The 13,808-nt window shown below is 70.9% G+C and carries 13 protein-coding genes; 7 read left to right on the top strand and 6 right to left on the bottom strand.

Features of this window, described 5'->3' with window-relative positions; all coding sequences use genetic code 11:
• Positions 1-35 precede the first annotated feature (35 nt).
• Positions 36-1,745, bottom strand: coding sequence for a WD40/YVTN/BNR-like repeat-containing protein (locus WME95_RS06825; protein ID WP_437907611.1), 1,710 nt, complete (start codon positions 1,743-1,745; stop codon positions 36-38).
• 85 nt (positions 1,746-1,830) lie between these two features.
• Positions 1,831-2,418: a hypothetical protein gene (locus WME95_RS06820; protein WP_437907610.1), complete on the bottom strand. Its 588-nt coding sequence runs from the start codon at positions 2,416-2,418 to the stop codon at positions 1,831-1,833.
• Between the two features lie 431 nt (positions 2,419-2,849).
• Here WME95_RS06820 and WME95_RS06815 point away from each other — a divergent pair, with 431 nt between their 5' ends.
• From WME95_RS06815 to WME95_RS06805, 3 genes are all read left to right on the top strand, one after another.
• A complete protein-coding gene (locus WME95_RS06815; protein WP_437907609.1) occupies positions 2,850-3,125 on the top strand; it encodes a barstar family protein in 276 nt (91 codons plus the stop codon).
• An 821-nt stretch (positions 3,126-3,946) separates the two neighbouring features.
• The gene (locus WME95_RS06810; RefSeq protein WP_437907608.1) at positions 3,947-4,486 is read left to right on the top strand and encodes a hypothetical protein; all 540 of its coding nucleotides are present in this window, start codon (positions 3,947-3,949) and stop codon (positions 4,484-4,486) included.
• A 606-nt stretch (positions 4,487-5,092) separates the two neighbouring features.
• Positions 5,093-5,503 carry a hypothetical protein gene (locus WME95_RS06805; RefSeq protein WP_437907607.1) on the top strand — a complete coding sequence of 137 codons (411 nt, stop codon included), beginning with the start codon at positions 5,093-5,095 and terminating at the stop codon, positions 5,501-5,503.
• Positions 5,504-5,609: 106 nt separating this feature from the next.
• Here the strand turns inward: WME95_RS06805 and WME95_RS06800 are convergent, their stop codons facing one another.
• Positions 5,610-6,320, bottom strand: a complete 711-nt coding sequence (locus WME95_RS06800) for a DUF3943 domain-containing protein (RefSeq protein WP_437907606.1) — start codon at positions 6,318-6,320, stop codon at positions 5,610-5,612.
• Between the two features lie 336 nt (positions 6,321-6,656).
• Here WME95_RS06800 and WME95_RS06795 point away from each other — a divergent pair, with 336 nt between their 5' ends.
• Positions 6,657-7,403 carry an SDR family oxidoreductase gene (locus WME95_RS06795; RefSeq protein ID WP_437907605.1) on the top strand — a complete coding sequence of 249 codons (747 nt, stop codon included), beginning with the start codon at positions 6,657-6,659 and terminating at the stop codon, positions 7,401-7,403.
• 88 nt (positions 7,404-7,491) lie between these two features.
• On the opposite strand, the gene WME95_RS06790 is transcribed toward WME95_RS06795, so the two are convergent.
• Both WME95_RS06790 and WME95_RS06785 read right to left on the bottom strand, forming a co-directional pair.
• Positions 7,492-7,998, bottom strand: coding sequence for a hypothetical protein (locus tag WME95_RS06790; protein WP_437907604.1), 507 nt, complete (start codon positions 7,996-7,998; stop codon positions 7,492-7,494).
• Positions 7,999-8,342: 344 nt separating this feature from the next.
• Entirely contained in the window at positions 8,343-9,920 is a 1,578-nt protein-coding gene (locus WME95_RS06785; protein ID WP_437907603.1) for a PLP-dependent aminotransferase family protein, read from the bottom strand.
• Between the two features lie 68 nt (positions 9,921-9,988).
• Here WME95_RS06785 and WME95_RS06780 point away from each other — a divergent pair, with 68 nt between their 5' ends.
• Both WME95_RS06780 and WME95_RS06775 read left to right on the top strand, forming a co-directional pair.
• The gene (locus tag WME95_RS06780) at positions 9,989-11,254 is read left to right on the top strand and encodes a hypothetical protein (protein ID WP_437907602.1); all 1,266 of its coding nucleotides are present in this window, start codon (positions 9,989-9,991) and stop codon (positions 11,252-11,254) included.
• Positions 11,251-11,793: a GNAT family N-acetyltransferase gene (locus WME95_RS06775; RefSeq protein WP_437907601.1), complete on the top strand. Its 543-nt coding sequence runs from the start codon at positions 11,251-11,253 to the stop codon at positions 11,791-11,793. Before WME95_RS06780 ends, WME95_RS06775 begins: the two co-directional genes overlap by 4 nt.
• 64 nt (positions 11,794-11,857) lie before the next feature.
• Here WME95_RS06775 and WME95_RS06770 read toward each other — a convergent pair whose 3' ends face one another.
• Positions 11,858-13,255, bottom strand: coding sequence for a sensor histidine kinase (locus WME95_RS06770; RefSeq protein WP_437907600.1), 1,398 nt, complete (start codon positions 13,253-13,255; stop codon positions 11,858-11,860).
• Positions 13,256-13,541: 286 nt separating this feature from the next.
• On the opposite strand from WME95_RS06770, the gene WME95_RS06765 reads away from it, so the two are divergent.
• A complete protein-coding gene (locus WME95_RS06765) occupies positions 13,542-13,784 on the top strand; it encodes a hypothetical protein (RefSeq protein WP_437907599.1) in 243 nt (80 codons plus the stop codon).
• The last annotated feature ends 24 nt before the right edge of the window (positions 13,785-13,808 follow it).

Below are 13,808 nucleotides of genomic sequence, written 5' to 3'. Positions count from 1 at the left end.
TGTTTCGAACGTATTTCTGAGGAATGTGCGGGCAGTTAATCTGTCGACGCCCGATGCCGCCGGCGCAGCAGCAGGTTCTCTCCCAGCGCCCACACCTCGGCCCCATCCCCGCGCACCTCGAACAGGGTGCCCCAGGTGCCGGACGCCTCGCCTCGCCAGGTGTGGCCGCCATCGGTGGAGCGCAGGAGCACGCCGCGCGCGCCGCACGCCCACAGCGTGCCCGCGTCGTCTCCCCAGAGGCTCCTGAGGCTTCCGGAGACCTGGGCCACCACCGCCCAGCTCGCGCCGCCGTCTCGAGAGCGCAGCACGTCGCTGACGCCGAGTCCGCCAGCCACGAAGAGCTCGTCGCCCCTGCCCCAGATCGCGGACAGATCGCGGGAGCTGCCGCTCTCCGCAACTTCCCATGTGGCGCCGTCGTCGATCGTGCGGACGATGGTCCCGCCGGAGCCGACCGCCACGGCGCGCTGCTCCGGCCCTGTCCAGACGGCGCAGAGGCGCGGCTCGTTCGGGACCTCCAGCTCCAGCCATCGTGAACCGCCCGCGACGAGACGGCAGACCCGGCCATCGAGGACGGCGAACGCCCTTGTCTCGTTCTGCCCGTGGACCGAGGCGCCGCCGGGTTTGCCTGTCACTTCTATCCAGGAGCGCCCGCCGTCCTCGGTCCGGATCTGCGAGGCGCCCTCGCCGACAGCAAGGGTCGCCTCGCCGCTGCCCCACACGGAGATCAGCGCGCCGGCGTCCTCCACGGCGCTCCTCTCCCAGGTCTGGCCGCCGTCGTGGGTTCGCGCGATGGAGCCTCCGTCGCCCACCAGCACGACCCTCCCCTGGGCTTGCACCCAGAGACCCCGGAACTTCCCCCGGACAGGCACCTTTTCCCACGGCCCGTCGAGCGGCGCGTCCCCTGCCTGGACTGGCACCTTGGTGAAGCTCTTCCCGCCATCGAGGGATCGGGCGGCGGGGCCGTCTCCCACGCACCAGATCGCGCCCTCGTCATCGCCCCACGCCGCGCAGCGGTGCTGATCGGACCGGAGCGCGGTGCGCCTCCAGGTGCGGCCCTCGTCCTCGCTGACCGCCAGGATGCCGCTTTCGCCGGACGCGATCACGAGGCCCGCGGCGCCGAGCCACAGCGCCTTGATCGAGCGCCCGGTCCCGGTGGAATACGACTCCCAGGACGCGCCCCCGTCCCGGCTCGCGTGGGCATGGCCGTCGCCGTCGCCCACGATCACGAGCCCGCCTCGCGCGCAGAGCGCCCTCGGACTCCGGCCCGGGACCTCGTGGCGCGTCCATGTCGCTCCTTGCAGGGTGGCGAGCTGTCCTTCGAGCGCCAGCGCGAGGAAGCGGCCCTCTGCGTCGACCGCGGCGGCCTCCAGGCAGAGGTCTCCGGGGCTCGGCCCGGCTCCCCAGGTCTGGCCGTGATCGCCGGAGCGGAGGACCGTCCCGCCGAGCCCCACCGCGATGGCCTCGCCGTCGTCCCGCAGGGCGACCCCGCGCAGGTCCGCCGTCGCGCCGCAGCCCACGTTGGACCAGCGCTGCCCGTCATCGCGCGAGGACAGCAGGGTCCCGCAGTGTCCGGCGGCGAGCAGCGCCGCGCCGGAACCTGCGAGCGCGCTCAGGTCCTGGCGGGTGGACGTCTGCACCCTTCTCCAGCGCTGGCCGCCGTCCTCCGAGCGGAGCACGTGCCCCTCGGAGCCCGCGATGACAATCAGGCGACCTCGTCCCCAGACGGCGCTGTGCCGGATGCTCATTCCGGGCACGATATCAGGCCGGTGAACCGGGGGCGCTCGCGAGCTGCCCGACATCCGACAGGCGCGGGGTCAGACCGGAGCGGGGTCAGACATCACCGGGCTCCTTCCGGAAGAAGTGACCGTGCAGGAACTGCCCGTTCGCCGGATCTCGATGATAGTTGTACTTGAAGCAGCGGCTCGGGCAGCTCACATCGAACAGGCTCGGCGAATCGTGGACGCGCAGCACCGCCGAACACAAGGGGCAAACGGCCTCCACACCCTCGCGCCTCGCGATGCAGCCGCAGAGGTGCTGGAGCTGTCGACCTTCCGCCTCGTATCGATCGCGGCGGGCGGGTGTCCAGAGGTAGAGCGGCTTGCTCCTTCTTGCGGAGAACGCCCTGGCCTGCGCACGGAACAAGAGATCGACCTTGATCGTGTCATCGCCCGACGAACGATGGAACGCGAACTCGAATTTATAGATGTCGCGGACCGCGCTGTTCGGACCGCAGTACCTCTCGGCGTCGTAGGCCGCCACCAGGGCTCCGCTCGTCGACGCGAAGGGCTGTTCGACCTGTGGCAGCAGTTCCCTCTCCAGAAATGCGCCGAGCGCCTCCTTGAGCTCCGGGGTCATCGCCGCCGAGTGGTAGGCGCTCGCAAAGGGGCCGAATCGGATGTTGGCGAAGGCAGGATGCATCTTCTATCCCCAATACCGTCATTCAGCAGCTGGCGCCAGAGCGACGGCTAAGCCCGCAGCCCGTGGCGTGAGAGCGGCGCCTTCGATAGATGGACAAGTTATTGATACAGCGCTACTTTTCAAGGAGGGAGGCGGATCGCGTGAGGTGCTCGATGTCGACAAGCGCGTGCAGCGTGGCTGTACGGGGGAACCGGTGATGCCGCGGGCCCTTCATCTCGGGCAATGCGGCGGCGGAGGGCGCCCGGCCCCCTGGAGAGGCGTCGACCGCCGCCGGTGCTCGACGGACCTCCCCCATGGCGCTGGACAGCATCGGGGCCTTGCGGCGCAGCGCCGGTTCATGAGACCTTTCGTGGGGGAGACATGACAGGCGACGATCTCGACAGACCTGGTCCGGCGGCTTCGGTTGACCCATCGACGAGTTACTGGAAGGCATGCGAACTATCGTTGTTGACTGCGATACCGTCCAGACAGAAGCAGACTTCTGGTCCGCGTACGTCATTGCGGCAGAGCCGGAAGGTGCGGCGTACTTTGGTCGGAACCTTGACGCCTTCTGGGACGGCCTGAACGGCGGTCCTGGGTGGCCGGGTGAATGTGAGCTCAAGCTCGTCAACACACAGTCATTGCATCGGCTCCGCGATGGACAGTTTGTTCAAAGATTGCGCGACATCGCCAGTCGGTCCATCTTCGTGAAGGTCACACTCGAGTAGCCTTCTACCCCGCCATCCGGGCCGACGGCGTGCCGCCGCGGCGGAATGTCACAGGACCTGGTGTTGCAGGATCGCGGGGACGTCGTGGCGGTCGTCACACGAATCGGCCTTCGCGAGAGATGCTGCGCGGAGGCGGCGCCCTGCGCTCGATAGCACTGTTTCATTTCTCGAACGCCGCCGTTCCAGCCCGCTGCCTGGCGTCGCCCACGGTGTCGCTGCATACTGTGGACGTGATCCCGGCGCGGTTGCGGCGCGGGTCGGATGCGCCTGCCTCCGCACCTCGGGCTGCAGCGGGCTCATCATTTGGCACCGCCGGTGCACAGGGCATCACGGCGGATGGAACCTGCCCTCGCTGATCCGCCGCGGTGCTCCGGGCGCGTCCTCCCAGCGCGAGGATCGCGCGCGGGCGCTGCGGCTCTCGGGGGCTGGCGATTGCCGTGAAGGGAGACGACGTCGCGAGCGGCACGCGCCTCGCCGAGCTCTGGACCCACGAGCGAATTGCAGAGCTCGACGAAAGCAAGGCCTGTTCCACTGACCGTGTGACTGGAATCAAATTGCCAATTCCATCTCAATCAGAGATATCCATGAAATGACACGATCGTTTACATGTTGACAGCGTTTTCGCTTCTGAGAATGATACCTCCGCACTGGCCGATGAAGCACGGAGCGGGCTCTTCATTGCGGAGCCCACGGGGCATCTTTCGGCGTGACCAAGATGCACCCATGAGCCCCTGCGCCCGACCACGCGCTTGGCTTGGAAACATAAACCATCATAACAACACATTGGCGGACAAATGAACCACTTCTGTCACACGACGCCCATGGGCGTCCTGGTCTGCGGGCTTATCGCGGGAGGCATCTCGCTGAGCGCACCGGCTCAAGCTCAGACGGCGACGTTCGGAGTATACGAAGGAGAGACTTGCCCCGCAGGATACACGCCGTTGCTCCCAGTCGACGCGTTCTGGACGTTTCTCGCCCGCTGCGATGAGCTCCCCTATTCAGGAGTCTTTCGTATCGCGGACGGGAGTTCGATAGACGGCCCGTGGAACAACTGCCAGCAGCATGCCAACGACACCCGCGAGCTGGACTACATCCTCTGCAAACCCAACTACCAGCTCTTTGACATCGGCGGGACTACCTTTGCGGTAGTGAGAGGCGGAGAACAGTGCCTGGAAGGCTTCGAGCACGTGGATTTTGCTACCGCGTCCGCCTACTCCGATGAGATATGCACTCACGTCGGGTACTGGGGAATCGCGAGAATCGGTGGAGGGGGCTCCATTGACGGCGTAGGTTACGGTTGCGGCATCCGCGCGACCGACTCTCGCGAGCTCGGTGATGCCATCTGCGTAGAAATCGAGTAAATATCCCGAACCAGAGGCAGCTTGCGCGATCCCCACCAGCTTGGCAGGCAGGGTGCGCAGCGACCGAACCAGCTGCTTCGGATCGTACCCCTCGCACCGCGCGAGCTTCTCGGCGCTCGATCCGCTCCGCTCCCATCGCCAGGAGGGATGCGGATCGGGTAGGTCGTCTATGTCAGCCAGCGCGAGCAGCGTAGCTGTACGGCGGGACGGCCGCTACGAGGAGCTTGACTTTCGAGCCACGCTTCGATTTCCTGGCCCCAAGTTCCGTCAAGGAGTGGGCACTTGGAAGGCGCGACAGCGACCGGCTTGCACAATGCGCACATCGAATGCCCGTTTACCGCGGGGAGCATCCAACTGACAGGCATTATCCTGTGCGACAATTGTTTCTCGCGGCTTCCGTTCGGCGCGCGCAAGGGTGTTCCCGGTCTGCGACCTCTCACGGCGTGCGACACCTGTGGCCTGCCGCTCGCATCGCTCCTCGGTAAGCCGGTGCGGTTGGACGATGGGCGGTGGACGATTCGTTGCGACTGTGGGGACCTCCTGCGAGGCTCACACCGTCGCGGCGCATTGTTCGGCACCTGGGCTTTCGTGGGCGTGCTGCCATCGGTGGAGCTCAACGTCGGTGACGGGCTCGTACCCGAGGCCGTCAGGAGCTCGAGTGACCTGGGAGCAACCTGGCGATCGACGGTGATGAGCGGGCTCGACGTGGCTGACCTCGTCAGGTGGCGCTCAGGCACCATCAACAGTCTGGAGTTCTCTGACGGATCGGCTCACAGGTTTTTGATCCAGTTCCGGCGGGAGAATCCCGCCAGCTGGGTCGCATACGGCGGCGCGGGTGTCGACGGCGCAGGCATGCTCCTCTGGGCGCCGCTCATGAGGGATCCCGAGCTTGAGCGGAGGATTGCAGCCATGCTCGACAGAGCGATTCGGTGGAGGCAATCGGCTCTGGCGAGCGGCAAGCAGGAAATGGTGGAGCCGCTTCGCGCCCTCGGAAACTTCTACGCGTATCTCTGCTGACATGTCCTGGAGCGACGGTCTGCTTGGTGCAGAGGTGGGCGGGAACCGCTGTAGTCTCGACGTGGGTACAGCTGCCCGGCGTCAGGCAGCTGTACCCACCTCGAGACTAGCAGTCGAAGACCCCGGCGCCCCGCTCGATCTCGCCGAACGGATCCATGAGCGCGCGCAGGATCAGGCGCGCCGGCGCGCTCTCGATGCCCCCCGCCGCATGCCACGTCGCGTACCGGAGCTCGCCCAGGAGGACCCCAGCGAGCGGCGTGTAGACAAGATCGAGCGCCGAGGGCCGGACGCCGTTGGCCTCGTAGCCGTACTCCCAGAGGTGGGTGCCGGCGATGGCGAACGCGAGCGCGGCCGGGGCGCCGAAGCGGCATATCCGCGCCCTGAGGTACATCTCGCTCCCGAGCAGGCCGTGGCCGACCACGTTGATCGGCCACGGGTCGTGATCCCACCGGAAGGCGGGCTGAGCGGCGTCGAAGAGCGGCGGCTTCGTGAGCGCCTCGCCATAGTGGTATCCCCATCGCTCCGCGCGAAAGTCGGCGAAGGGCTCGGGCCACAGTACCGCCTCGACGCTACGGGTCACCGTGAGCACGGCCAGCGTGTGCACGATCGGCGGCGCCCAGGCGGGCTCCACGGCCTCGGCCGCGACAACAGGCGGTGACGCCTGGGGCTCCAGCGCGGCAGGCGCGCGCTCCGGCAAGGGGATCGGGAGGCCAGGCGGAAAGGCAGACTCGGCCGGAGGAACCGCCGTGGTCCGGCCGGCGCACGCGGCGACGAGGACGGCGAGCGAAGCGGCAGCGCACAGGCGGATCGGAGCCATCGGGGAGCGGCCGCGGCGCGCGGTGGGTGCGGCGACCAGACTCGAGTCTAGAGCGACCAGCGGGTCGAAGCCGCATGCAAACAGCAAGAAGTTGAGCCGCCAGGTCGCCAGGTCGCCAGGGACGCCAAGATTGTGGTGTCTTCCTGGTGACCTGGCGGCTCATCTGCATGTCTTCCTGACGACTCGGCGGCTCATCTTCATGTCTTCTTCGCGTGCTTGGCGTCCTTGGCGCTTTGGCGGCTCATTTCTCTGGTTTCCAAGCTGCTCAGCGCTCCAGCGCGACCGCGAGCCTCACAGCACCCCGCCTCGCCGCGGGCTCGCGTAGGCTCCCGCGCCATGGCCGACATCATGCTCATCACGGGCGGCAGCCGCGGGATCGGCGCCGCCACCGCGCTGCTCGCCGCGAGCCGAGGCTACGCGGTCGCCGTGAGCTACCTGCGCGACGAGGACGCCGCGGCGAGGGTGGTCGACGAGATCCGCGCGCACGGCGGCGTCGCCCTCGCGATCGCGGCCGACGTGAGCCGCGAAGAGGACGTCGTGCGCCTGTTCCAGACCGTCGACCGCGACCTCGGCCCGATCGCGGCGCTCGTCAACAACGCGGGCGTGCTCGACCGGCAGGCGCGCCTCGAGGACATGAGCGCGGCGCGCGTGGAGCGCGTCCTCTCGACCAACGTCGTCGGCAGCTTCCTGTGCGCGCGCGAGGCGGTCCGGCGCATGTCGACGCTCCGCGGCGGCAGGGGAGGCGCCATCGTGAATGTCTCCTCGCGGGCGTCGCAGCTCGGCTCCCCGGGCGAGTACATCGACTACGCCGCCTCGAAGGCCGCCGTCGACACGCTCACGATCGGCCTCGCGAAGGAGGTCGCCGCCGAGGGCATCCGGGTCAACGCCGTGCGGCCGGGGATCATCGCGACCGACATCCACGCGAGCGGAGGCGATCCAGGGCGCGTCGAGCGGCTCCAGACGAGCCTGCCGCTGGGCCGCGCCGGCAGCCCCGAAGAGGTCGCGCGCGCCATACTGTGGCTCGCCTCCAGCGAGTCCTCCTACTGCACCGGCTCCCTCCTGGACGTCGCCGGCGGCCGCTAGCGCCGCACACCAGCCGTCCGGCCAGGGACTGGCGACGTCGCTGCATCGCGCTGCCGGGGGCGAAGCCAGGGCGCTCGCGCGCTCGGCCTCAGAGGTCCATGAGGCAGTCGCAGCCGCACTGGACGGTGGCCTCCTGCTGGTTGTATTGCCGCGAGCCGAGAGCGCAGCCGGATTCTTCCCACGTGTCCGTGTCCGTCACCTCGTACGAGCACATCCCCGTGCCTGTCGTCTCGTCGTACCCGTTGAACTCGCAGATCTCACGACAGAGGATGTCCCAGACCTCCGGGTTGTCGTCCCGGATCGCCTCACACTCGTTCTCCGCGTGGGCCTCGAGCGCGTCGATCGCGCGGCTCTCGGCGTTCTTCTTCCGCCCGATGAGGGAACAGGACGAGCCGACGCCGTACGCCTCCATCTCGAACATCGACATGGCCACGGGGACGCAACCGAACCCTTGATATTCGTTCTCGATCGGGCTGGCGAGCGCCTCGACCTCCTCCACGTCGGTCCCCTGCGAACCTTCGAGCCCGCCGCAGCCTCCAGCCGAGGCAACCGACAGCATGAGCACGGACATCCCCACGATCTTCTTGAGCAGCATGAATGTCTCCTCCGTCTACGAGGTCACGGGTCTCGCGGATTGCGACTTCGATGCCAGCCCGTCCTCGCGGCGAGGACCCGCGCGATCTCCGCATGCGCGCGGTCCGCTCCTGCGTTTGGCGCTCGCGCGCCCGTCCTGCGACGCCGGGGGGCCTGCCACACCGACCGGGTGTGACAGGTGTCAGGTGTGGCAGGAGGTGACACGGCGATGGCCTGCATCGGCGTGCTCCTCGGAACGCGCCTGGACCAGCGGGCCGGATCGCGGACGACCCCTGCTCGTACGGCGCGGTGGTGGGCGCGGCGCTCGCTCACGACGGGCGGTACCCGCATCCCTGGGGACAGGCACTATCGCGGCGGCGACCCCGGCGGCGCGCCGGCCTCGCCCGCGCCGATCGCCTGCGTCACGACGGCCGCCAGCGTCCGCGCCGCGTCCCGGAGCGCGCCCTCGGAGTGCGCGCCGAACCCCAGGATGAGCCCGGGCGCGCGCGGCGCGCGGGCCGAAGCGCGCGCCGCCGTGATGCGCGAGAGCGGCTGCGCGTCGACGCCCCGCGCCGCGAGCGCCTGGACGATGGCGACGTCGTCCGCGCCCGCGGGCAGGTCGAGCGTCAGCACCGAGCCCCCCGCGGGCGCCCGCGCTCGGACCGCGCTCGGCAAGAGCAGCCCGAGCTCCGCGAGCACGAGGTCGCGCCGGCGCCGCGTCGCCTGCTTCAGCTTCCGGAGGTGGCGCGCGAAGTGGCCCTCGTCGATGAAGTCGGCGAGCGCGGCCTGCAGCAGGTAGGGCGGCGAGCGGGTCGACGCCGCGCGCACCATGGCAACGGCGCGCACCAGCGCGGGCGGCACGATCATGAAGCCGAGCCGCAGGCCCGGGAACAGCGAGCGGCTGAAGGTCCCCACGTGGATCACGCGATCCTTCACGCCCTCGAGGTCGACGCTGAGGAGCGAGGGCAGCGGGGTGCCGTCGAACCGCAGCTCGCCCTCGTAGTCGATCTCGACGACCACGGCGCGCGCCCTGGTGGCCCAGGACAGGAGCTCGATGCGCCGCGGCAGCGTGAGCCGCGCCCCCGAGGGGAACGCGTAGGCAGGCGACACGAAGGCGACCCGCGCGCGCGGCGCGCCCCGACGTCGATGCGCGCCGGCGCGCACCCGGAGCCCGTCCTCGTCGACCGGGATCGGGACCGGCCGCGCGCCCGCCATGCGCACCGCCGCGCGGAGGGCCAGCGGCCCCGGGTCCTCCACCCAGGCGGCGTCGCCCGGGTCGAGCAGCGCGCGGCAGCACAGGTCCACCGCGGCCTGGGATCCCTCCGTGATGAACACCTGGTCGACCGTCGCGCGCACGCCGCGGGCCACCGCGATGTGGTGGAGCACGGCGCGCCGGAGCAGCGGCGCGCCCCGCGGATCGTGGTCGAGCGCGTCGGCCGCCGACATCGACCGGACGCGGCGCGCGAGGCACCGCTCGAAGATGCGCCACGGGAGCAGCTCGAGGTCCGGCAGGCCGACCCCGAACGGGCGCGACCGCGCGCGGCTGCCGAGGAGCGCGTCGAGCTTGTCGGGGGGCACCACCGCCGAGAGCCGCCGCGCGCTCTTCGACGTGCGCGGCGCGGCCGCCGCCGGCTGGACGCGGGCGGCGCCCTGCCCCCCCGCGCGCGCCGGCACGTGCGCGACGACCGGCGCCCGACGAGGGCGCACCACGATGGTGCCGTCCGCGGCCAGCGCCTCGTACGCCGCCACCGCGGTGTTGCGCGACACGCCGAGCTCCCGCGCGAGCTCGCGGGACGACGGGAGCGGGTGATCGGGCTGGAGGACGCCGTCCAGCACGGCGCGGCGCAGCTGCTCGACCAGCTGGGCCGCCAGCGTCGCCGGCGCGCCGCGCTGCAGGTGGAGGAAGGCGTGGGCGGCGTGGGAGGTGGAGCGCGCTGGCACCATCGAGATCGGCTTCTCTGGCCCTTTCCAGGGTGCCAGATCCGGGGCACCGTGTCGACGAGGAGCCAGCCATGCCCACCGCCGACGACCTCACGACGGTGTCGACCGCCCGCGAGCAGCCCACCGCTCCCCCGCGGCGGCCACTCGAAGACGACAAGACGGGCGAGCTCTCGTCGCGCATCGCCCGCCGCGCGGCCGAGGCGCACGCCGGTCAGCCGATCGATCGGCTCCTCGCCGAGGACCTCCCGGGCAACGAGCTGACCACGCTCCTGCTCCATTGCCTGCGCCGGCGCGCGCTGCGGCGGAGCTTCGCCGACGTCCTCGACCACGCGGAGCGCGCGCCCATGACGCACGCCTCGACGGCGGACGCGCGGCGGCTGCACGCCCTCGACGCGGCGGCGTACGCGGCGGCGGCGGGCTTCGAGGCGGTGGATCTCGCCCCGATCGGGCCGCTCGGCGTCACGGCGTGCGCGGGCGTCGAGCCGAACAACGTGCTCGCGACGGTCCGCTTCGCCGAGGTCGCCGCGGACCCGACGACGGGGCTCGCGCTGCACGCCGCGCGGCGCCGGCGGGGGACCCGGGGCGGCGAGCCGCTGCGGTTCTGCGCGAGCCAGCGCGTCCTGCGGATGCAGCCCACGACCCAGCCGGGCTTCACGCCGCACTTCCGCCTGTTCGCCCTCGCGACGGCGGCCCGCTCCCCGGGCCGCGGCGAGGACGACGCGTGCGAGCGGCGCGCCCTGCTCGATCACCTCGTCGTCTGGGCGGACCTCGTCCGCGCGCTGCCTCACGCGGGCTTCCGCGCCGCGGGGCTGCGCGTCGTGCTCTCCGACACGTCGCTGGTCCGCGCGAGCCTCGGCGCGCGCGGCGTCGACGCGGACGCGATGGCGCGGCGGGCGAAGGCGCACGAGCCCGGGTCGACGGAGGCGGCCCTGCGCGAGGCCGGCGTCGATCTGCCGCGACGCGCGGCGGATCTCGTGGGGGCCGCGCGGTCCCTCGGGCTCGGCCCCGAGCTCCTCGCGCGCGCCGAGCGCTGGGTCGCCGAGGTCAGCGAGCCGCTCACCCGCGCCCGCCCGGAGGTCGAGGTCGCCTACGACCTCGCGCGGCTGCAGGGGCTCGGCTACTACGCCGGGCCGTTCATCCAGCTCGTCGTCCGCCGGGACGACGGCCTCGAGCTCCCGCTCGGGGACGGCGGCGCCTTGCCGTGGCTCGGCGCGCTGCTCTCGAACCGCCGCGAGCGGATGGTCGCGACCGGCATCGGGAGCGAGATCCTCGTGAAGCTCTTCGATCGATCGGAGGCTCGGGCCGGAGAGGCTCGACCGGAGGGAGCGACGCCATGATCCTCGAGATGCCCGCGTTCACCCTGCGTCCCTGGGCGGCGGTCGACGTCGACGCGCTCGTGAAGAACGCGAACGACCGCCGCGTATGGGCGAACCTGCGCGATCGCTTTCCGCACCCGTACACGCGCGACGACGCCGAGGGCTGGATCGCGCACTGCGCGGCGCGCGCGCGGCCCGGCGAGGCCCTGGCGATCGTGGTCGCCGGCGAGGCGGCCGGCGGCATCGGCCTCGAGCGCCTCGACGACGTGCACCGGAACACCGCGGAGCTCGGCTACTGGCTCGGCGCGGCCTACTGGGGGCGCGGGCTGGCGACCGAGGCGGTGATCGCGCTGACGCGGTACGGCTTCGAGCAGCTGGGCCTCGAGCGCATCCAGGCCGGCGTCTTCGACTGGAACGGGGCATCCGCCCGCGTGCTCGAGAAGGCGGGTTACGCGCTCGAGGCGCGGATGCGCCGCCACGTCGTGAAGGACGGGCGGGTCGGCGACATGTTGCTCTACGCGCGCGTCCGGGAGGGCGCGCTGGCCGGCGGGCAGCCGTGAAGCGCCGGGCGGCACGGGCGCCGCCGCGCGCCGCGCGCCCCGTGCCCCGTTGCTGCTCGACGCCTCACCCGCGCGGGCGGCCCTCGCCTCCCGCCGCGGGCGCGGGCGCCTCTGCCGCCGCGGGCGCCTCGTGCCCCGCCGCCTCGGCGATCGGGAGCGTGAAGTAGAACCGGGCGCCCTGCCCGACCTCGCTCTCCACCCAGATGCGGCCGCCGTGCGCGTCGACGATCCCCTTGGCGATGTAGAGCCCGAGGCCGGTGCCCTTCTTCCCGGGCGTCTCGTCCTTCCAGAACCGCTCGAAGATGCTCGTGAGGTTCTGGGGGGGGATCCCCGGCCCCGAGTCGAGGACGGCGAAGCGGGCCATCGCCCCGTCCCGGTCCACCGAGAGGGTCACCTGGCCGCTCTGGGGCGTGAATTTCAGGGCGTTGCCGAGGAGGTTCGACAGCACCTGGAGCACGCGCTCCCACTCCGCGCGGATCACGAGCCCGGGCTCCTTCAGAGATTGCTCGAACCGGACCTGCTTCGACTCGGAGAGCGGCCCGAACATCTCCATCGTCTCGTGCAGGAGATCCTCCACCGCGCACGGCTTCGGCGTCACCGAGAACCTGGAGGCTTGCATCGTCGTCACGTCGAGCATCGTCCTGATGAGGCGCTCCATCCGCAGCGAGACGTGCTCGATCGACTCCGCTTGCTGCCGTGTTCGCTCGGAGTCGGCGCCCCGCCGCAGCCACGCGGCCTTCAGCGCGATGGCGCCGAGCGGGTTGCGCAGATCGTGGGCCACGATGCCCATGAGCTCGTCGCGGGCCGCCAGCGCCAGGCGCGCGGCGTCGCGCGCCTCCCGCGCCTTGTGGTACGGGCCGCCGAGGAGCTTCGTGAAGTACCAGGCGATCCCCAGGCCGGCCAGCACCAGCAAGCCCAGCAGGCCCTCGAGCCACAGCTCCAGCCGGGCTCGCTCCGTCTTCGCGTCATCGTAGAGCTGCTTCAGGACGTCTTGCTTGTGCTCGACGAGGCGGGCGAGGGAGCCCTCGAGATCGCGGTGACGCGGCCTCAGCTCCTCGTCGAACCGGCGCACGAGCTCGCTCGTGTCGCCAGTCCGCGTCCGCTGCCGGGCGTCGAGCAGCTCTTCCTGCATCCGGACGAGGTGCCTGGCCGCCTGCTCGACCTCGGTCACCCGCTCGAGACCGATCGGGCTGAGCGCGTGGTCGCGAAGCGCGCCGACGTGCTCGTCGAAGCGCGCCCTGGCCCTCTTCGCCTGCTCGAGGAGCTCCGCATCGCCGGAGATAAGGTAGCCCCTGCCGTGAGACACGATGAGCTCGCTGCTCCACCGGAGCCGCTCCACGAGCGTGATCTCATGCTCTTTGGCGCGTAGCCGAGCGATCTGAGCCTCGGCCACGGACGAGAAGCGCCGCACCGAGAACGCCATGCCGAGCGCCAGGAGCAGGGTGAGGATGGCGTAACCCATCCTCGCCGTGGCCTCGAAGCGCGTCCGCGTCGGAATGACCGAAGTTCCGTCCTCTCGACGGGCGTCGGCGGATCCGTGGGGCTGAGCCACTCCGCGAAAGCTAGACCGCGTTGCGCGAAGAGCAAGGCGCCCCGGCGCCGCGCCGCACGGCGAGACGCGCTCCGGCGGCGAGCGGGAGCGTGGCAGGACAACGCGCGACGAGCGGGGCGACTCGACCTGTCGAGGGGCATCTCGAGGCCGCCAACGGATGACAAGCAAGCGTTCCTCGGTGTAAAGAGTGTGCGTCATGACGGACCGCGAGGACGCCGGCCGCCTCCGCGGCGGGGCCGACCTCGATCTCCCCGGCCTGCGCCTCGCCGGCCGCGAGGCGGGCGCCGGAGCCCAGCGGCTCCTCGAGCGCGAGGTCCGCGGCCACGTGCAGCGCCTGCTCGACGTCCTCGTCTCAGGGGAGTTCCGCCGTGAGCTCTCGGCGCTCGCCTACGACGCTCGGCAGGCGGGCGAGCGGGTCGCCGAGGTGCGAGCGGCATGACGGCGCGGACCGAGCCAGGGAACG

Source organism: Sorangium sp. So ce327 (genome assembly GCF_051530205.1).
In the GTDB taxonomy this organism is placed as follows: Bacteria; Myxococcota_A; Polyangia; order Polyangiales; family Polyangiaceae; genus Sorangium; species Sorangium cellulosum_B.
Note: the sequence above shows the minus strand (reverse complement) of the source record. Positions and strands in the feature narration are given on the sequence as shown.